Source organism: Streptomyces sp. NBC_01077, assembly GCF_045162855.1.
GTDB lineage: Bacteria > Actinomycetota > Actinomycetes > Streptomycetales > Streptomycetaceae > Streptomyces.
The window spans coordinates 2476513-2496362 of the sequence record NZ_CP108669.1; the positions used below are offsets into that span (position 1 = coordinate 2476513).

The 19850-nt window shown below is 69.9% G+C and carries 14 protein-coding genes; 8 read left to right on the plus strand and 6 right to left on the minus strand.

The window, feature by feature from the left end:
* Nucleotides 1–150: 150 nt before the first annotated feature.
* Together OG462_RS11015 and OG462_RS11020 are read right to left on the minus strand one after the other, a co-directional pair.
* Nucleotides 151–1038, minus strand: a complete 888-nt coding sequence (locus OG462_RS11015; RefSeq protein ID WP_015032448.1) for a tRNA (adenine-N1)-methyltransferase — start codon at nucleotides 1036–1038, stop codon at nucleotides 151–153.
* Between the two features lie 18 nt (nucleotides 1039–1056).
* Nucleotides 1057–2190 carry a site-2 protease family protein gene (locus OG462_RS11020; protein WP_406066464.1) on the minus strand — a complete coding sequence of 378 codons (1134 nt, stop codon included), beginning with the start codon at nucleotides 2188–2190 and terminating at the stop codon, nucleotides 1057–1059.
* Nucleotides 2191–2370: 180 nt separating this feature from the next.
* Here OG462_RS11020 and OG462_RS11025 point away from each other — a divergent pair, with 180 nt between their 5' ends.
* Entirely contained in the window at nucleotides 2371–3273 is a 903-nt protein-coding gene (locus tag OG462_RS11025; protein WP_406056850.1) for a RecB family exonuclease, read from the plus strand.
* 43 nt (nucleotides 3274–3316) lie between these two features.
* Complete coding sequence (locus OG462_RS11030) at nucleotides 3317–3994, plus strand: response regulator transcription factor (protein ID WP_266889982.1); 678 nt, start codon at nucleotides 3317–3319, stop codon at nucleotides 3992–3994.
* Between the two features lie 69 nt (nucleotides 3995–4063).
* Here OG462_RS11030 and OG462_RS11035 read toward each other — a convergent pair whose 3' ends face one another.
* The 4 genes from OG462_RS11035 to metH all read right to left on the minus strand — a co-directional run bounded on the left by OG462_RS11035 (nucleotide 4064) and on the right by metH (nucleotide 12153).
* Entirely contained in the window at nucleotides 4064–5644 is a 1581-nt protein-coding gene (locus tag OG462_RS11035) for an ABC transporter substrate-binding protein (protein ID WP_406056852.1), read from the minus strand.
* Nucleotides 5645–5720: 76 nt separating this feature from the next.
* The gene (locus OG462_RS11040; RefSeq protein ID WP_406056854.1) at nucleotides 5721–7310 is read right to left on the minus strand and encodes an ABC transporter substrate-binding protein; all 1590 of its coding nucleotides are present in this window, start codon (nucleotides 7308–7310) and stop codon (nucleotides 5721–5723) included.
* A 474-nt stretch (nucleotides 7311–7784) separates the two neighbouring features.
* The gene (locus OG462_RS11045; RefSeq protein WP_406056856.1) at nucleotides 7785–8483 is read right to left on the minus strand and encodes an HAD family hydrolase; all 699 of its coding nucleotides are present in this window, start codon (nucleotides 8481–8483) and stop codon (nucleotides 7785–7787) included.
* Nucleotides 8484–8622: 139 nt separating this feature from the next.
* Complete coding sequence (gene metH, locus OG462_RS11050) at nucleotides 8623–12153, minus strand: methionine synthase (RefSeq protein ID WP_406056858.1); 3531 nt, start codon at nucleotides 12151–12153, stop codon at nucleotides 8623–8625.
* A gap of 244 nt (nucleotides 12154–12397) precedes the next feature.
* On the opposite strand from metH, the gene OG462_RS11055 reads away from it, so the two are divergent.
* The 6 genes from OG462_RS11055 (at nucleotide 12398) to OG462_RS11080 (ending at nucleotide 19793) form a co-directional block, all read left to right on the plus strand.
* Nucleotides 12398–13162, plus strand: coding sequence for an IclR family transcriptional regulator (locus OG462_RS11055; protein ID WP_406056860.1), 765 nt, complete (start codon nucleotides 12398–12400; stop codon nucleotides 13160–13162).
* Between the two features lie 267 nt (nucleotides 13163–13429).
* Nucleotides 13430–14188 (plus strand): MIP/aquaporin family protein, encoded by a 759-nt coding sequence (locus OG462_RS11060; protein ID WP_406056862.1) that lies wholly within the window; start codon nucleotides 13430–13432, stop codon nucleotides 14186–14188.
* 35 nt (nucleotides 14189–14223) lie between these two features.
* Complete coding sequence (glpK, locus tag OG462_RS11065; RefSeq protein ID WP_406056864.1) at nucleotides 14224–15750, plus strand: glycerol kinase GlpK; 1527 nt, start codon at nucleotides 14224–14226, stop codon at nucleotides 15748–15750.
* 5 nt (nucleotides 15751–15755) lie between these two features.
* Nucleotides 15756–17360 carry an FAD-dependent oxidoreductase gene (locus OG462_RS11070; RefSeq protein WP_406056866.1) on the plus strand — a complete coding sequence of 535 codons (1605 nt, stop codon included), beginning with the start codon at nucleotides 15756–15758 and terminating at the stop codon, nucleotides 17358–17360.
* Nucleotides 17361–17474: 114 nt separating this feature from the next.
* Nucleotides 17475–18536 carry an LLM class flavin-dependent oxidoreductase gene (locus OG462_RS11075; RefSeq protein ID WP_406056868.1) on the plus strand — a complete coding sequence of 354 codons (1062 nt, stop codon included), beginning with the start codon at nucleotides 17475–17477 and terminating at the stop codon, nucleotides 18534–18536.
* Nucleotides 18537–18677: 141 nt separating this feature from the next.
* The gene (locus tag OG462_RS11080) at nucleotides 18678–19793 is read left to right on the plus strand and encodes a PAC2 family protein (protein ID WP_406056870.1); all 1116 of its coding nucleotides are present in this window, start codon (nucleotides 18678–18680) and stop codon (nucleotides 19791–19793) included.
* Nucleotides 19794–19850 lie beyond the last annotated feature (57 nt).

Below are 19850 nucleotides of genomic sequence, written 5' to 3' on the forward strand. Positions count from 1 at the left end.
TCCGGCATCGTGCCACACGTCACAGGGGGACGGAACAGTCGGGGTCGGCCCTCGGGGGAGACAGAGCGCCCGCCGAACATGAGGACGCCGCCGCCGAGTTCCGCCCGTGGGCGGGGAACTCGGCGGCGGCGCACCGTGGATGTCGGGACGTCAGCCCTTGTTGGGGCCTTCGTAGTCCTCGCCGTAGGCGCCCTTGGCGGGGCGGCGGCGGCGCATCGGGGGCTCGACGCCGTCCGCGAGGCGACGGGCGGTGACGAGGAAGCCGGTGTGGCCGATCATGCGGTGATCGGGGCGGACGGCGAGGCCCTCGACGTGCCAGTTGCGGATCATGGATTCCCAGGGCTGCGGCTCGGCGTAGCAGCCGAACTCGCGGATGGATTCCACGGTGCGCGCGAGCTGGGTGGTGGTCGCCACGTAGCAGCAGAGGATGCCGCCGGGGACGAGCGCCTTGGAGACGGCCTCCAGGCACTCCCAGGGGGCGAGCATGTCCAGGATGACGCGGTCGACGTCGGTGTCGGACAGGTTGTCCTGGAGGTCGCCGACGGTCAGCTGCCACGCGGGGTGCGGGCCGCCGAAGTAGCGCTCGACGTTGCCCTTCGCGATCTCGGCGAAGTCCTCGCGGCGCTCGTAGGAGTGCAGCATGCCGCTGTCTCCGATGGCGCGCAGGAGGAAGCTGCTCAGCGAGCCCGAGCCCACTCCCGCTTCCACGACGCGGGCGCCGGGGAAGATGTCGGCGAAGGCCAGGATCTGCCCCGCGTCCTTGGGGTAGACCACGGCGGCGCCGCGGGGCATGGACAGGACGTAGTCGGGGAGCAGGGGGCGCAGCGCGAGGTAGGCGACGTTTCCGGTGGTGCGGACAACGCTGCCCTCGGGGGCGCCGATCAGTTCGTCGTGCGGGAAAGAACCCTTGTGGGTGTGGAAGTTCTTTCCCTCTTCGAGCGTGAACGTGTAGTGACGGCCCTTGGGGTCGGTCAGCTGAACCTGGTCCCCGACCTTGAAGGGCCCGCGTCGGCGGGCGGCACCGGTCGGTTCGGACATGTGACCAGAGTACCGGGGTTACGAAGACGGTCGTGCCATGGCCTGGACGAAGGCACGCTCGACGTCGGTGGTGGAGAGGACTCCGTAGATCTCGCCGGCGTCCTCGACGACGAGGTACTCGGTGGCCGGGCTGGCGCGGAGGTGGTCGAGGAGGGGCTGGCCGGTGAGTTCGGCGGGGACGCGCATGCCGTCGGTGAGGTCCTGGGCGAGGGTGCTGACGGCGACCCAGGGGCGGCGGTGTTCGGGGACGGCTGCGATGGCTGCCTCGCGGACGATGCCGGTGGGGTCGCCGTGGCCGTCGACGACGACGAGGGCGCGGGCGCCGGCCTCGTTGGCGCGGCGTAGGGCCTCGGAGAGGGGGGTGGCGGGTTCCACGGGGATGGCGCGGCGGGTGAGGCTGCGGGCGCGGAGCTCGGGGAGGTGTTCGCGCAGCCGGGCCATGCGGAGGCTGTTGCCGGCGCCGGTCCAGATGATGGCGGCGAGGATCGCGGCGAGCAGGGCGTCGGTGACGGTGTTGAGGCCGCTGATGTCGTCGGTGGAGTTGCCGAGGAGGCCCGTGCGGGTGAGCAGGGGCAGTCCGACGAGGACGAGGACGGCGAGGGCGCGGCCGACCCAGGCGGCGGCGATGGTGCCGCTCATGGGCTTGCCGGTGATCTTCCAGACGACGGCGCGGAGCATGCGGCCGCCGTCGAGCGGGAGCCCGGGCAGCAGGTTGAAGATCGCGACGATGAGGTTGGAGATCATCAGGCCGGCGAGGAGGACGCCGGGGACGGTGCCGGGCTCGACCGCGTGCATCGAGAGATAGAACACGCCGGCGAGGACGAGGGAGAGGAGGGGGCCGACGAAGGCGAGGACGAATTCGCGGCCGGGTGTCTCGCTCTCCTTCTCGATCTCGGAGACGCCGCCGAAGAACTGGAGCTGGATGCGGCGCACCGGGAGTTTGAAGCGGAGCGCGGCGATGGTGTGGGCCAGTTCGTGGACGAGTACGGAGGCGTAGAAGGCGACGGCGAAGAACAGGGAGACGAGGTAGCGGGCGGCGCCGAGTTCGGGCAGGACGCGCTCGATCTGGTCGCCGAAGACCCAGGTGATGAGGGCGGCGACGAGGAACCAGCTGGGGGCGACGTAGACGGGCACGCCGAAGGGCCGGCCCATGAGGATCCCGCCGCCGGGCTCCTCGGTCCGCTGCGGCTTGGGCTCGTCCTGGTTCACGGGTTCCTTTCGTCGCGGAGGGTGACCCACGTCGGTGTGTCACGGTTCGATCATGCAGTGCGACGGGGTCCCAGGTCGATGGTATTCCGCTCGCTGTCGGTGGCGGGTCGTAGGGTCTTCGTCATGAGTACGAGCGAGCAGGTGCCGGCGGAGCCCCGGGCGCCCATGTCGTTGTCGCCGTCGCGGGCGAGCGATTTCATGCAGTGTCCGCTGCTGTACCGGTTCCGGGTGATCGACCGGCTGCCGGAGAAGCCGAGCGAGGCGGCGACGCGGGGCACGCTGGTGCACGCGGTGCTCGAGCGGCTCTTCGACGATCCGGCGGTGGAGCGGACGGCTCCGCGGGCGCGGGCGATGGTTCCGGGGCAGTGGGACCGGCTGCTGGAGTCGAAGCCTGAGCTGGGCGCGCTGTTCGCGGAGGACCCGGAGGGCGAGCGTCTCGCGGGCTGGCTGGGTGAGGCGGAGCGGCTGGTCGAGCGGTGGTTCACGCTGGAGGATCCGACGCGTCTGGAGCCGGCCGAGCGGGAACTGTTCGTGGAGACGGAGCTGGATTCCGGGCTGCGGTTGCGCGGGGTGATCGACCGGATCGATGTGACGCCCTCGGGTGATGTCCGGATCGTCGACTACAAGACGGGCAAGGCGCCGCGGCCGGAGTACCGGGACGGCGCGCTGTTCCAGATGACGTTCTACGCGCTGGTGGTGTGGCGGCTGAAGCGGGTGATCCCGCGGCGGCTGCAGCTGGTGTATCTGGGCAGTGGTGAGGTGCTGACGTACGACCCGGTGGAGGCGGATCTGCTGCGGGTGGAGCGGAAGCTGCTGGCACTGTGGGAGGCGATCCGGCTGGCGACGGATTCGGGTGACTGGCGGCCGCGTCCGACGAAGCTGTGCGGCTGGTGCGATCACCAGGCGGTCTGTCCGGAGTTCGGGGGGACTCCCCCGGTCTATCCGCTGAAGATCGTTTCCGCGCGCCCGCCGGAGTCGGGCGATTCGGGTCAGGGCAGAATGGACCTGGCCCCGCCGGCACCGTAGTGCCGGCGTACCTCGTGAGTTCAGGTCCCCTGAAGGAGCCCTTGTGACGATCCGCGTCCTCTTGGTCGACGATCAGCCGCTGCTGCGCACCGGCTTCCGGATGATTCTGGAGGCGGAGCAGGACATCGCGGTGGTGGGTGAGGCCGGGGACGGTCTCCAGGCGCAGGACCAGGTGCGGGCGTTGCAGCCGGACGTGGTGCTGATGGACATCCGGATGCCGCGGATGGACGGGGTGGAGGCGACCCGGCAGATCACGGGTCCGGGCCGGGACGGTCCGGCGAAGGTGCTGGTGCTCACGACGTTCGATCTGGACGAGTACGTGGTGGAGGCGCTGCGTGCGGGGGCGAGCGGTTTCCTCCTGAAGGACGCCCCGGCGACCGAGCTGGTGCAGGCGATCCGGGTGGTGGCGGCCGGTGAGGCGATGCTGGCTCCGTCGATCACGCGTCGGCTGCTCGACAAGTACTCGGCGCATCTGCCGACGGGCGAGGAGCAGATGCCTGACACGCTGAACACCTTGACGGACCGTGAGGTCGAGGTGCTGAAGCTGGTGGCGCGGGGTCTGTCGAACGCGGAGATCGCGGCGGATCTGTTCGTCAGCGAGACGACGGTGAAGACGCACGTGGGTCATGTGCTGACGAAGCTGGGCCTGCGGGACCGGGTGCAGGCCGCGGTGTACGCGTACGAGAGCGGTCTGGTGCGGCCCGGCGCCAACGGCCAGTAGCGGCAGAGGACGGAAAAGGGGCCCGGTGCGCGTGTCGCGCGCCGGGCCCCTTGTCGTCGTGCGGAGGGGTCAGCCCTTGCGGATCTCCCAGAAGCGGAAGACCGTCGAGGAGTCGAGGGTCCATTCGAGGCCCGTGACGTCCTGGCGGGCGACGGCGTACTGCTTGCCCTGCCAGAGCGGCAGGAGGGGCAGCTGTTCGGCGACGAGGTCCTGGACCGTGCCGTACTCGTCGGCGGTGCCGGCGCGGTCCGGGGCGGCGGCGGTCTTCGGGAGGAGAGTGCCGGTGATGGTGGCGTTCTCGTAGTGGTTGCCGAGGACGTTGCCCTTGCCGAAGAACGGGGTCGTGAAGTTGTCGGCGTCGGGGTAGTCGGGGACCCAGCCCTTGACGTAGACGCCGTACTTGCCGGCCGCGATGTCCTTCTCGTACTGGTCGTAGGCGACGGACTTGACGTCGGCGTCGAAGAGGCCGCTGGCGTTGAGCTGCTCGGCGATGGCCTTGAGCTCCTGGTCGGTGGACGGGCCGTAGCGGCTCGGGGTGGACCAGAGGGTGAGCTTCACCTTGTCGGTGATGCCGGCCGTGCGCAGGGCCTTCTTCGCCTTCGCCTTGTCGGGGGTGCCGTAGGTGTCGTAGAAGGCGGTGTTGTGTCCGGCGATGCCGGCCGGGACGATCGAGTACAGCGGGGTGGCCGTCGACTTGTAGACGTCTTCGACGAGGGCGTCGCGGTCGACGAGGTGGGCGATGGCCTGGCGGACGCCGAGCTTGCCGACGACCGGGTCCTTCATGTTGAAGACGAGGTGCTGGACCTCGGCGCTGCTGCCCTGTGTGACCTCGATGCCCTTGTCGTTCGTGGTCTCGGAGGTTTCGAGGGCGGCGATGTCCTCGGCGGAGAGTCCTCGGTAGGCGACGTCCACGTCGCCGTCGGTGAGGGCCTTGGAGAGCGCGGAGCGGTCGCCGCCGTAGAGCTTGAGGGTGACGGCGTCGTTCTTGGGCCGTGCGGTGCCCCGGTAGCCGGAGTTGGCGGAGAAGGTGGCCTCGGTGTCGCTGAAGGAGTCCAGCTTGTAGGGGCCGGAGCCGGTGGCCTTGCCGTCGGTGCGCAGGGCGTCGGCGGGGTACTCGCGGTGGTCGACGATGGAGCCGGCGCCGGAGGCGATCTTGCTGGGGAAGGTGGCGTCGGGGACCTTGAGGTGGAAGACGACGGTCCGCTCGTCCGGGGTCTCGATGCTCTTGATGGTGGCGAGCAGCGGGGCGGGGCCGGAGGGGTCGGCGATCCTGAGGGCGCGCTCGAAGGAGAACTTGACGTCCTCCGAGGTGAGCTTGTTGCCGTTGGAGAAGGTGAGGCCGTCCCGCAGGGTGCAGCTGTACACCGTGCTGCCGGAGGAGAAACCGCACCTGTCGGCGGCCTCGGGCTCGGGCTCGAGGCCGCCCTTGGGGAAGGCGAGCAGGGACTGGAAGACGTTGTTGAACAGCAGCCAGGAGCCGGGGTCGTAGCCGGCGGCCGGGTCGGTGGCGAGGATCTCGTCGGACATGCCGACGCGTATGCCGTTGCCCGAGTCGCCCGAGCCCCCCTGCTCGGTGCCGCAGCCGCTGAGGAGGGCGGCGGACAGGCCCGCGGCGAGGGGTGCCGTCAGCCACTTGTTGTGCGTCTTCACAGAACGTGCCTCGTGATCTCTTGTCAGGCCGGCCGCGCGCGGGTGCGCGGCCGGTGTAACCGATCCAGTCGACGGGTTATGCGGTACCGCGGCCCAGTTCCCAGAGCAGGAGGTCGGAGGACGTGTTGAGGGCGTACTCGACTCCGTTGAGGTCGTCGCGCGCGGCGACGTACTGCTTGCCCTGCCACAGGGGCAGGACGGGTACGTCCCGGGCGACGATCTTCTGGATCTGGTTGAAGACGGGGCTCGCGGCGGTGCGGTCGGCCTGGCGGCGCGAGCGCGGGATGAGCTGGTCGCGGACGACCTTGTTCACGTACGGGGTGTTGAGGAAGTTGTCGCTGTCGAGGAACGGCGCGATGTAGTTGTCCGGGTCCGGGTAGTCCGGGAACCAGCCGAGGCCGTAGACGGCGTAGTCGCCGCGCTTCTGGGCGGTGCGGAACTTCGACCACTCGGCGCCCTGGACGGTGGCGTCGAAGAGTTCGCTGGCGACGAGCTGCTTCTTGAGCGCCTCGAACTCCTGCGCGGTCTCGGCGCCGTAGTGGTCGGTGGTGTAGTTCAGGGTCATCTTGACCGGGGTCTTGACGCCCGCGTCCTTGAGGAGCTTGGCGGCGCGGGCGACGTCGGGCTCGCCGTACTCGTCGAAGAACGGGGTGGCGTGACCGGTGATGCTGGAGGGGATCAGCGAGTACAGCGGCTCGGCGGTGGGGCCGTAGACGAGGTTGACGAGGGCGCCGCGGTCGACGACGGCGGCCATGGCCTGGCGGACGGCCTTCTCCTGGACGGCGGGGGCCTTGGTGTTGAAGCCGAGGTAGCGGATCTCCAGGCCGGGGACCTCGACGACCTCGATGCCGTCCTTGGGCGTCTCGGTGAGGTCCTTGATCTGCTGCCGGGACAGGGAGCGGGCCATCATGTCGATGTCGTCGCTCTCCAGGGCCCGGCCCATGGTGTTCGCGTCGCTGTAGGGGCGCAGTTCGACCTTGTCGTTGCGCAGGGTGATGTCGCCCTTGTAGGCGGGGTTCTTGGTGAAGACGAAGCGGGTGGCCTTCTCGCCCTCGCGCTCGACCTTCATGGTGTACGGGCCCGAGCCGTCGACGTCGAAGCCGTCGCGGAGCTTTCCGGCGTCGTACTTGTCCTTGCTGAGGATGCCGGCGACCGGGGTGGAGAGCTTGTACGGGAAGGTGGCGTCGGGGGTCTTCAGGTGGAAGACGACCTCGTCGGTGCCCTTGGTCTCGACGGTGTCGATGTTCGCGAGGAGGGCGGCGGTGCCGTTGTCCGACTTGATCTTCAGCACCCGCTCGATGGAGAACTTGACGTCCTCGGCGGTGATCGGGTTGCCGTCGGCGAAGGTGAGGCCGGAGCGGAGCTTGCAGCGGTAGCTCTCGCTGGCCTTGTCGGAGAATCCGCAGCTCTGGGCGGCTTCGGGGACGGGCTCGCCGCTGTCGCGGGGGACGTGCATGAGGGTCTGCACGGTCTGCCGCAGGATGTTCCAGGCGCCGGTGTCGTAGGCGAAGGCCGGGTCGAGCGGGGCTGGGGCGTCCGCGGTGGCGATGAACTGGTCCGTGGTGCCGACGACGATCGCTCCACGGTCCTCCGCGCCGCCGCAGGCGGCGAGCAGGGGGGTGAGCAGTCCGGCTACGGCCGGGAGCACCAGGGTCTTGCGGTTCATCAGGGACGATCTCCTCATCCGGCACTGGGATACAGCGGTCAGTGGAACTCCGCCGCCGGCCGCCCGGTCGGGGCGGGAGCGATCGGGCCGGGTGTTGCGATCGGTCCTGTGTTCACGGCGACTTGGGTGTGCGCCGGTGCACGCGGGTTATGCGGCGAAGTACTCGCGAAAGATTAGTGGGCGGCGCAGCTATTGCCGGACCACCGGCCGCCGTGGGGGTAATCGCACAGTGATCATGAATGCGGGAGCTTCGATAGTCATGCGTCGGATGATGCGGACGGTGGCGAGCGAATCGGGACACAAAGGGGCGCCGAAACCTGCCGATTCCGGGCACGGAACGCACGAAGGCCACCCGCCGTCAGGCACTCTGCGTGACCAAGGTCACGCAGAGGCCTTTTCGGCGAATGGCCTGATCGTTTTCCCCGGGCGTCCCCCCGGGGAAAGCGCATTCCGCCGGGGAAGCTCAGATAAAGCTCAGATTCCGGTGATCAATGTGCGGAGGAAGGGCACGTCGACCTCTTCGAGGGAACGCACGACGACCCGGCCCGGGGAGGGCGCGATCGGGGCGACGGAGGGCACCGCGACGACCCGGCACCCCGCCGCCTCCGCGGCCGCCACACCGGTCGCCGTGTCCTCGATGACGGCACAGAGCACGGGGTCGGCCCCGACGCCGTGGGCGGCCGTCAGATACGGCTCCGGGTGCGGCTTGGTCCGTACGACCTCGTCTCCCGCGACGGTGAGGGTGAAGCGGTCGCGGCCGAGCGAGTGGAGGACCTTGTCGATGATCCGCCGGTGCGAGGCGGAGACCAGGGCGGTCGGGATGGAGTGCCGGGCCAGCTCGGCGAGCAGTCGCTCGGCGCCCGGCATGAGGGGTACGCCGCGCTCGATGCGCTGCTCGAACTTCTCGTTGAGCAGGACGGTCAGCTCGGCGACGGTGATGTCGGCGCCGGTCGACTCGATGAGGTAGCCCGCGCTGCGCGTCATCGGCCCGCCGACGACGATGTCCCGCCAGGCCTCGTCCAGCCGGTGCCCCAGGTCGGCGAAGACCTCGACCTCCGCGTCCCACCAGAATCCCTCCGTGTCGACGAGGGTCCCGTCCATGTCGAGGAAGACCGCCTGCAGGGCGGAGCTTCCGTTCGTACGGAACAGGGACGCGGGGACCGTACTGGTCATCCGGCACACCTCCATGGAGGGACGAGAAGGCCGGCCCCCTCCCCGGTACGGGGAGGAAGACCGGCCTGCACTGGACCGACAAGTGTACGTCCGGATCACCGAAAGAGCGCGGATTTACCCCTGGGGGCGGCTCTGCCGGTCACCGGGCGTTGAAGTACTTCGCCTCAGGGTGATGGATCACGATGGCGTCGGTGGACTGCTCGGGGTGGAGCTGGAACTCCTCCGAGAGGTGCACGCCGATCCGCTCGGGACGCAGCAGCTCCGCGATCTTCGCGCGGTCCTCCAGGTCGGGGCAGGCCCCGTAGCCGAGGGAGAAGCGCGCGCCGCGGTACTTGAGGTCGAACATGTCCTCGACCGCGTCCGGGTCCTCGCCGCCGAAGCCGAGCTCGGCGCGGACGCGGGCGTGCCAGTACTCGGCCATGGCCTCGGCGAGCTGGACGGAGAGGCCGTGCAGCTCCAGGTACTCGCGGTAGGAGTCGGACTCGAACAGCTTGGCGGTGGCCTCGCCGATCTTCGAGCCGACGGTGACGACCTGGAGTCCGACCACGTCGGTCTCGCCGGACTCCTCCGGGCGGAAGAAGTCCGCGAGGCAGAGGCGGCGGCCCCGGCGCTGGCGCGGGAAGGTGAAGCGGGTCCGCTCGTTGCCGGCGTCGTCGAGGATGATCAGGTCCTCGCCCTTGGAGACGCAGGGGAAGTAGCCGTACACGACGGCCGCCTCCAGCAGGTTCTCGGTGTGCAGCTTGTCGAGCAGGCCGCGCAGCCGCGGCCGGCCCTCGCTCTCGACGAGCTCCTCGTACGTGGCGCCGCCGACGCGGGCCTGCTTGAGGCCCCACTGGCCCTTGAAGAGGGCGCCCTCGTCGAGCCAGGAGGCGTAGTCCTTGAGCGGGATGCCCTTGACCACGCGGGTGCCCCAGAACGGCGGGGTGGGGACGGGGTTGTCGACGGCGACGTCGGAGCGGCCGCCCGGCTCGTCCGGCTCCTCCACCTGGAGGACCGGGGCGTCCCGCTTGGCGACGCGGCGCTGCTTGAGTTCGGGGAGCTTGGCGCCGGGGACGCCGCGCTTGACGGCGACGAGGGCGTCCATCAGGCGCAGGCCCTCGAAGGCGTCGCGGGCGTAGCGGACCTCGCCCTGGTAGATCTCGTGCAGGTCCTGTTCGACGTATGCCCGGGTGAGGGCGGCTCCGCCGAGGATCACGGGGTACTTGGCGGCCAGCTCGCGCTGGTTCAGCTCCTCCAGGTTCTCCTTCATGATCACGGTGGACTTCACGAGGAGTCCGGACATGCCGATGACGTCGGCCCGGTGCTCCTCGGCCGCCTCCAGGATCGCGGAGACCGGCTGCTTGATGCCGATGTTGACGACGTTGTAGCCGTTGTTGGAGAGGATGATGTCGACGAGGTTCTTGCCGATGTCGTGGACGTCGCCGCGGACGGTGGCGAGGACGATCGTCCCCTTGCCGTCGGCGTCGGTCTTCTCCATGTGGGGTTCGAGGTAGGCGACCGCCGTCTTCATGACCTCGGCGGACTGGAGGACGAACGGCAGCTGCATCTGGCCGGAGCCGAACAGCTCGCCCACCGTCTTCATGCCGTCGAGCAGGATCTCGTTGACGATCTCCAGGGCGGGACGCCCGGCCAGGGCCTCGTCGAGATCTGCCTCCAGACCGTTCTTCTCACCGTCGATGATCCGGCGCTTCAGACGCTCGTCCAGCGGCAGCGCGAGAAGCTCCTCGGTCTTGCCGGCCTTCATCGACTTGGTGTTGACCCCCTCGAAGAGGGCCATCAGCTTCTGCAGCGGGTCGTAGGCCGGTTCGTCCCCCTGCTGGGGGCGTCGCCGGTCGTAGATCAGGTCGAGGGCGGTGGTGACCTGCTCGTCGTCGAAGCGGGCGATCGGCAGGATCTTCGACGCGTGGACGATCGCCGAGTCGAGGCCCGCCTTCACACACTCGTCGAGGAAGACCGAGTTGAGCAGGATGCGCGCGGCCGGGTTCAGACCGAAGGAGATGTTGGAGAGACCCAGGGTGGTCTGGACGTCCGGGTGGCGGCGCTTCAGCTCGCGGATCGACTCGATCGTGGCGATGCCGTCCTTCCGCGACTCCTCCTGACCGGTGCAGATGGTGAAGGTCAGGGTGTCGATGAGGATGTCCGACTCGTGGATGCCCCAGTTGCCGGTCAGGTCGTCGATGAGCCGCTCGGCGATGGCGACCTTGTGCTCGGGGGTACGGGCCTGGCCCTCCTCGTCGATGGTGAGGGCGATGAGTGCGGCGCCGTGCTCCTGGGCCAGCCGGGTGACCTTGGCGAAGCGGGACTCGGGCCCGTCGCCGTCCTCGTAGTTGACGGAGTTGATGACCGCCCGGCCGCCGAGCTTCTCCAGACCGGCCTGCAGGACGTCCACCTCGGTGGAGTCGAGGACGATCGGCAGGGTGGAGGCGGTGGCGAAGCGGCCGGCGAGCTCCCGCATGTCGGCGACGCCGTCGCGGCCCACGTAGTCGACGCAGAGGTCGAGCATGTGCGCGCCCTCGCGGATCTGGTCGCGGGCCATCTCGACGCAGTCGTCCCAGCGCGCCTCCAGCATGGCCTCGCGGAACTTCTTCGAGCCGTTGGCGTTGGTGCGCTCGCCGATCGCCATGTACGCGGTGTCCTGGCGGAACGGCACGGTCTGGTAGAGCGAGGCGGCGCCTGGCTCGGGGTGCGGCTCGCGCGTTCCGGGGGTGAGGTCCCGGACGCGCTCGACGACCTGGCGCAGGTGCTCGGGGGTCGTACCGCAGCAGCCGCCGATCAGGGAGAGGCCGTACTCGCGGACGAAGGTCTCCTGGGCGTCGGCGAGCTCGGCGGGGCTGAGCGGGTAGTGGGCGCCGTCGGAGGTGAGGACGGGCAGGCCGGCGTTGGGCATGCAGGAGAGCGGGATGCGCGAGTGGCGGGCGAGGTAGCGGAGGTGCTCGCTCATCTCGGCGGGGCCGGTGGCGCAGTTCAGCCCGATCATGTCGATGCCGAGCGGCTCCAGGGCCGTCAGGGCGGCGCCGATCTCGGAGCCGAGGAGCATGGTGCCGGTGGTCTCGACGGTGACGGAGACGATGAGCGGCACGTCGGCGCCGAGGGCGTCGAGGGCGCGGCGGGCGCCGATGACGGAGGCCTTGGTCTGGAGCAGGTCCTGGGTGGTCTCGACGAGCAGGGCGTCGGCACCGCCGGCGAGGAGGCCCTCGGCGTTCTGCTGGTAGGCGTCGCGCAGCAGGGGGTACGGGGCGTGGCCGAGAGTCGGGAGCTTGGTGCCGGGGCCGATGGAGCCGAGGACCCAGCGCTGCTGTCCGGTGGAGGCGGTGAACTCGTCGGCGACCTCTCGGGCGATGCGGGCGCCGGCCTCGGAGAGTTCGTGGACGCGCTCGGGGATGTCGTACTCGCCCAGGGCCGCGTGGTTGGCGCCGAAGGTGTTGGTCTCGACGCAGTCGACGCCGGCGGCGAAGTACTCCTGGTGGACCGAACGGACGATGTCGGGCCGGGTGATGTTCAGGATCTCGTTGCAGCCTTCGAGGTTCTGGAAGTCCTCGAGGGTGGGGTCCTGTGCCTGGAGCATGGTGCCCATGGCGCCGTCGGCGACGACGACTCGACTGGCGAGTGCCTCTCGGAGGGCTGCGGCGCGGTTCCGGCTGTCAGCGGAAGGGGTCGGCAACGAGGCCATGGATGAGCTCCCTGGGATGCGACGGCTGTCGGCTTTGCACCTTCGGAGGAGGGTGCACGGGGCCAGCGTAACCGCGCACCGGCCGGGGTGGACACGGTGTCTCGCGAGGCGGACGGCATCCTGTGTGCGGGGACTCCCGGTTCGGCCCGTTCTTGACTGACACTGTCATGTGTAACGCAAGGTCGGCATCGACCGATAGTGTTCAGCATTGTCGAACAGTGTGAGAGGGAGAAGGGGCCGGGCGATGGCGAAGAACATCCAGTCGCTTGAACGGGCGGCGGCCATGCTGCGGCTGCTCGCGGGCGGCGAGCGCCGGCTCGGCCTGTCCGACATCGCGTCCTCGCTGGGACTCGCCAAGGGCACCGCCCACGGCATCCTGCGCACCCTCCAGGCGGAGGGCTTCGTGGAGCAGGAGGCGGCCTCGGGCCGCTACCAGCTCGGCGCGGAGCTGCTGCGGCTCGGCAACAGCTATCTGGACGTGCACGAGCTGCGGGCGCGCGCCCTGGTCTGGACGGACGACCTGGCGCGGTCCAGCGGCGAGAGCGTGCACCTGGGGGTGCTGCACCTGAAGGGCGTCCTGATCGTGCACCACGTCTTCCGGCCGGACGACAGCCGTCAGGTCCTGGAGGTGGGGGCCATGCAGCCGCTGCACTCCACGGCGCTCGGCAAGGTCCTCTCGGCGTACGACCCGGTGGCCCACAGCGAGGTCCTGGAGGTCGAGCGGGAGGCGTTCACGCCCCGGACGACCACGACCCTGGGGGACTTCGAGTCGCTGCTCGACATGACGCGGGCCCGGGGCTGGGCGGCGGACGTGGAGGAGACCTGGGAGGGCGTCGCCTCGGTGGCGGCGCCGATCCACGACCGGCGGCGGATGCCGGTGGGCGCGGTGGCGGTCACCGGCGCCGTGGAGCGGCTCTGCCCGGCCGGGGAGCTGCGCCCCGAACTGGTGGCGGCGGTACGGGACTGCGCCCGCGCGGTCTCCCGGGACCTGGGAGCCGGGCGCTTCTGACCCTGCGCCACCGCACCCCCCGACCTGAGTGAACCCGCCGGTAACGATCGCGTTATCGGCGGGTTTTTCGCTTCCCGGGGCCTTGACGTGCTGTTAACCCCGGGGCAAAACTTCCGTTCATCGGTCGGCAATGCCGAACACCTAACGGCAATACACGCTAAGGTGTGGCAGTGCCAAGGGCCGGAAACAGCCCTCACACGAGGGTGCGGACCTCCGGAGGGACCCGGAGTCCGCCGTTCCCCTGGACGAAGGACAAAGGAGTCGCGGGTGTCCAGCTCCGACATCTTCCTCGGCGAGACCATCGGTACCGCCGTTCTCATTCTGCTCGGCGGCGGTGTGTGCGCCGCCGTCACGCTCAAGGGCTCCAAGGCCCGCAACGCGGGCTGGCTCGCGATCACCTTCGGGTGGGGCTTCGCCGTCATGACGGCCGTCTACATGACGGCTTCCCTCTCGGGCGCCCATCTGAACCCCGCCGTCACGGTCGGAATCGCGATCAAGGACGGGGAGTGGAGCAACGTCCCCGTCTACATCGCGGGTCAGATGCTCGGCGCCATGATCGGCGCGGCGCTGGTCTGGGTGGCCTACTACGGCCAGTTCCAGGCGCACCTCGCCGACCCCGAGGCCTCGGGCAAGAAGCCGATCGAGGGCCCCGGCCCGGTGCTCGGCGTCTTCTCCACCGGCCCCGAGATCCGGAACACCTGGCAGAACCTGGCCACCGAGATCATCGGCACCGTCGTGCTCGTCCTGGCCGTGCTCACCCAGGGCCTCAACGACAGCGGCAAGGGCCTCGGCGTCATAGGCGCCCTGATCACCGCGTTCGTGGTGGTCTCGATCGGCCTCTCGCTCGGCGGCCCGACCGGCTACGCGATCAACCCGGCCCGTGACCTCGGCCCGCGCATCGTGCACGCACTGCTCCCGCTGAAGCACAAGGGCGGCTCCGACTGGAGCTACGCCTGGATCCCGGTCGCCGGTCCGCTGATCGGTGGCGCCATCGCCGCGGGTATCTACAACATCGCGTTCGCCTGAGCCGTCCTTCTCCCAGACCTCTCTTGGAGCACACCGTGACCGACGCACACACCTCCGGCCCGTTCATCGCGGCCATCGACCAGGGCACCACCTCCTCCCGCTGCATCGTCTTCGACAAGGACGGCCGGATCGTCTCGGTCGACCAGAAGGAGCACGAGCAGATCTTCCCGAAGCCGGGCTGGGTCGAGCACGACGCCGCGGAGATCTGGACCAACGTCCAGGAGGTCGTCGCCGGCGCCCTGACGAAGGGCGGCATCGCCGCCTCCGACGTCAAGGCCATCGGCATCACCAACCAGCGCGAGACCACGCTGCTCTGGGACAAGAACACCGGTGAGCCCGTCCACAACGCCCTCGTCTGGCAGGACACCCGCACCGACGCCCTCTGCAAGGAGCTCGGCCGCAACGTCGGCCAGGACCGCTTCCGCCGCGAGACCGGCCTGCCCCTGGCGAGCTACTTCGCCGGCCCGAAGATCCGCTGGATGCTCGACAACGTCGAGGGCCTGCGTGAGCGCGCCGAGGCCGGCGACATCCTCTTCGGCACCATGGACTCGTGGGTCATCTGGAACCTCACGGGCGGCACCGACGGCGGCGTGCACGTCACCGACGTCACCAACGCCTCGCGCACCATGCTGATGAACCTGCACACGCTGGCCTGGGACGAGAAGATCGCGGAGTCGATGGGGGTCCCCCTCAACGTCCTCCCCGAGATCCGGTCCTCCGCCGAGGTGTACGGCAACGTCAAGGACGGCGCCCTCGCCGGCGTCCCGGTCGCCTCGGCGCTCGGCGACCAGCAGGCCGCCCTGTTCGGCCAGACCTGTTTCGCCGAGGGCGAGGCCAAGTCCACGTACGGCACCGGCACCTTCATGCTGATGAACACCGGTGACAAGATCATCAACTCCTACAGCGGCCTGCTGACCACGGTCGGCTACCAGATCGGCGACCAGAAGCCGGTCTACGCCCTGGAGGGCTCGATCGCCGTCACCGGTTCGCTGGTGCAGTGGATGCGCGACCAGATGGGCCTGATCAAGTCCGCCGCCGAGATCGAGACCCTCGCGTCCTCGGTCGAGGACAACGGCGGCGCCTACTTCGTGCCGGCCTTCTCCGGCCTGTTCGCCCCGTACTGGCGCTCCGACGCCCGCGGTGTCATCGCCGGCCTCACCCGGTACGTCACCAAGGCGCACATCGCCCGCGCCGTCCTGGAGGCCACCGCCTGGCAGACCCGCGAGATCACCGACGCCATGACGAAGGACTCCGGCGTCGAGCTGACCGCGCTCAAGGTCGACGGCGGCATGACCTCCAACAACCTGCTGATGCAGACCCTCTCGGACTTCCTGGACGCGCCCGTCGTGCGTCCGATGGTCGCCGAGACCACCTGCCTCGGCGCCGCCTACGCCGCCGGTCTCGCCGTCGGCTTCTGGCCGGACACCGACGCACTGCGCGCCAACTGGCGCCGGGCGGCGGAATGGACCCCTCGCATGGACGCCGACAGGCGTGACAGCGAGTACAAGAGCTGGCTCAAGGCCGTCGAGCGGACCATGGGCTGGATCGAGGACGAGGAGTAAGACACATGACCACCCTGCAGAGCGTCCCTGCCCTCGGGACGCACCCGGCGTCCGGCTCCCTCCCGAGCCGCGCCGAGACCCGGGACCAGCTTTCCAAGGCGACGTACGACCTCCTGGTGATCGGCGGCGGCATCCTGGGCATCTCCACCGCCTGGCACGCCGCGCAGTCGGGCCTGCGGGTGGCCCTGGTGGACGCCGGCGACTTCGCCGGCGCCACCTCCTCCGCCTCCTCGAAGCTGCTCCACGGCGGTCTGCGCTACCTGCAGACCGGCGCGGTGAAGCTGGTCGCGGAGAACCACTTCGAGCGGCGTGCGGTCTCCCGTCAGGTGGCACCGCACCTCGCCAACCCCCTCACCTTCTACCTGCCCGTCTACAAGGGCGGCCCGCACGGCGCGGCCAAGCTCGGTGCCGGTGTCTTCGCCTACAGCGCCCTCTCGGCGTTCGGTGACGGCGTCGGGCACCTGCTCTCCCCCGCCAAGGCCGCGCAGGACGTACCGGAACTGCGCACCGACAACCTCAAGGCCGTGGCCGTCTACGGCGACGACCAGATGAACGACGCCCGCATGGCCCTGATGACGGTCCGCGCCGCGGTCGACGCCGGTGCCACCGTCCTCAACCACGCCGAGGTCACCGGGCTGCGCTTCACCAAGGGCCGGGTCACCGGCGCCGAGCTCAAGGACCGCACCAGCGGCGACGAGTTCGGTGTCACCGCCCGCCTGGTGCTCAACGCGACCGGCCCGTGGGTCGACCACCTGCGCAAGATGGAGGACCCGAACGCGGCCCCCTCCATCCGCCTCTCCAAGGGCGCGCACCTGGTCCTCAAGCGGACCTCGCCGTGGAAGGCCGCCCTGGCCACCCCGATCGACAAGTACCGCATCACCTTCGCCCTCCCCTGGGAGGACATGCTGCTGCTCGGCACCACCGACGAGGAGTACGAGGGCGACCCCGGCCAGGTCGAGGTCACCGAGAAGGACACCGCCCAGATCCTGGACGAGGCCGCCTTCTCCATCCGCGACCAGCAGCTGTCGCGCGATCTGATCACCTACGCCTTCGCCGGTCTGCGAGTGCTCCCGGGCGGTCCCGGCGACACCTCGAAGGCCAAGCGCGAGACGGTCGTCACCGAGGGCCGCGGCGGCATGCTGTCGGTGGCCGGCGGCAAGTGGACGACCTTCCGCCACATCGGCCGTACGGTGATGAAGAAGCTGGAGCAGCTCCCCGGCCACCCGCTGGGCGAGGACTACGAGTCGGTGTCGACGCTGCCGAAGCGGCTGCCGCTGCCCGGTATCGCCAACCCGAACGCGGTCGCGCACCGGCTGCTCGTCGACGGTCCGGCGCCCGGCCCCCGGATGGCCGCCGACACCGCCAAGCACCTGGCGACGCACTACGGCTCGCTCTCCTTCGACATCGCGCGCATGGCGAACGAGAACCCGGACCTGGCCCGCCGTATCCACCCGGACGCGCCGGAGATCTGGGCGCAGGTCGCCTACGCCCGCGACCACGAGTGGGCCGAGACGGCGGACGACGTGCTGCGCCGCCGTACGACGCTGACCATCCGCGGCCTGGCGACGGACGAGATCCGCGCCGACGTCGAGAAGATGCTGGACAAGTAGCGCGGGGAGGCAACTCCCACTGCCTCGGGGGTGGTTCCTCTTCGGAGGACCGCCCCCGAGGCGTGCCACACGGCGTCCACACCACCGCAACACTCGGCGCGCAGAGTGGAGCGCATGAAGTTTCAGGTGCTCTCGATCGTCAACCACTCCCCGCACCCGCTGACCGGCGAACTCCTCTCCGCCGCCGACCGGTTGGAGCAGGTCGTCACGCTCGGCGAGACCGCCGAACGGCTCGGCTTCGACGCGTACGCGGTCGGCGAGCGGCACGCGGGCCCGTTCCTCTCCTCGGCCCCGACCGTGCTGCTCGCCGCGCTCGCCGCCCGCACCACCCGGATCAGGCTGCTCACCGGCGTCACCGTGGTCGCGATCCTCGACCCGGTCCGGGTCGCCGAGGACTACGCCACCCTCGACCAGCTCTCCCGCGGCCGGCTCGAACTCGTCGTCGGCAAGGGCGCGGAGGCCGGCCACTTCGATCTCTTCGGCCTGGACGAGGAGCGGCAGTGGGACCTCCAGAAGGAGAAGTACGAGCTGCTCCGCCGTCTCTGGACGGAGGAGGGCGTCGACTGGGAGGGCGAGTTCCGGCCGCCGCTGAAGAACGTCACCACGGTGCCACGCCCGTACGCGGGACCGCCCCGGATCTGGCACGGCTCGGCCACCAGCCTCAACTCCCCCGAGCTCGCGGCGAAGCACGGCGATCCGCTCTTCACCGCCAACGCGATCCAGCCCCGCGAGGCGTACGCGAAGCTCATCGCCCACTACCGGGAGAAGTTCGAGGAGTACGGGCACGACCCGGCCCACGCGCGCGTGGCGGCCGGTTCCGGCGGCCTGCTCATCGCCGACACCACCGAGGAGGCGATCGCCCGCTACAAGGACCTGTACGAGGCGAAGGTACGGCAGAGCTTCAAGCCGCACCTGGAAGGAAAGGCCGGCTACAACACCCCGTTCCGCACGATCGAGGACGCCGTCGCGGACGGCCCCCAGCTGATCGGCTCGCCGCAGCGGATCATCGACAAGATCCTCGGCTACCACGCCCACTACGGGCACGACCTGCAGTCCGTCACCGTCGACACCTTCGGTCAGTCGACGGCCGAGCAGATCGAGACGCTCCAGCGTTTCGCCGAGGAGATCGCGCCGGTGGTCCGGAGGGAGGCGCCGAGCACGCTCTGGGAGGAGTGAGACCGCCGTGTGCGGAGGCGAGTTCCTGGGTAGTCGATCAAGGCCGCACGGGTTTTCGGGGATGTCCGGGGGCTGCGGACGGACCTGAGGAAAGCCGTAAGGTTGGTCCGTACGACAGGAACTTCGAAAAGGAGGCGCTGGGTGATCGAGCTCGAGGGGGTACCCGAGCTGATCGACCCGGTCATGGTGGCCGCGTTCGAAGGCTGGAACGACGCCGGCGACGCCGCCTCCACCGCGGTCGCCCATCTGGACCGGGAATGGAAGGGCGAGGTGTTCGCGGCGCTCGACGCCGAGGACTACTACGACTTCCAGGTCAACCGGCCCACGGTCTTCCTGGACAACGGGGTCCGGAAGATCACCTGGCCGACGACCCGGCTCTCCGTGGTCCGGGTCGGCGGCGACAAGCCCCGTGACCTGGTGCTCGTGCGCGGGATCGAGCCGTCGATGCGCTGGCGCTCGTTCTGCAACGAGATCCTCGCCTTCGCGCACGAGCTGGGCGTGGAGATGGTCGTGATCCTGGGCGCGCTGCTCGGGGACACGCCGCACACCCGGCCGGTCCCGGTCAGCGGCGTGACCTCCGACCCGGATCTGGCGCGCACGATGGATCTGGAGGAGACCCGGTACGAGGGCCCGACGGGCATCGTGGGCATCCTCCAGGAGGCGTGCACCCACGCGGGCGTGCCAGCGGTGAGCCTGTGGGCCGCGGTGCCGCACTACGTGTCGCAGCCGCCGAACCCGAAGGCGACCCTGGCGCTCCTCAACCGTCTCGAGGACCTGATCGGGCTGCGCATCCCGCTGGGCGAGCTGCCCGAGGACGCGCGGGCCTGGCAGGTGGGCGTGGACCAGCTGGCGGCCGAGGACAGCGAGGTCGCCGAGTACGTGCAGACGCTCGAGGAGGCCCGGGACACGGCGGAGCTGCCGGAGGCCTCGGGCGAGGCGATCGCCCGCGAGTTCGAGCGGTATCTGCGGCGGCGCGAGCCGGGCACGGGTCCGGGCGGCGGCCCCGGGGTGGCGATGGAGGGCGGCGACACGGCGTTCCTGCGGGACGCCGGAAGCGGTCGTACGCGTCCTCCGAAGCCGGCGCAGCCGGGGCCGGAGGCGGTACCGGGGACGGACGCCGCCGAGGAAGCCGAGGAAGCGGAGGGGCCGGAGCGGCCGGAGGGATCCGCCGAGGAGACGACGGGACCCGCCGACGGGCCTGAGGGCTCCGCCGACGGGTCACCGGACACGGACACGGACGGCGAGTCCGAGAAGTAGCGACTCCGCGGAGGCCTTCCTCCGCTGAGGCCTTCTCCGCGAAGGCGACGGAACGGG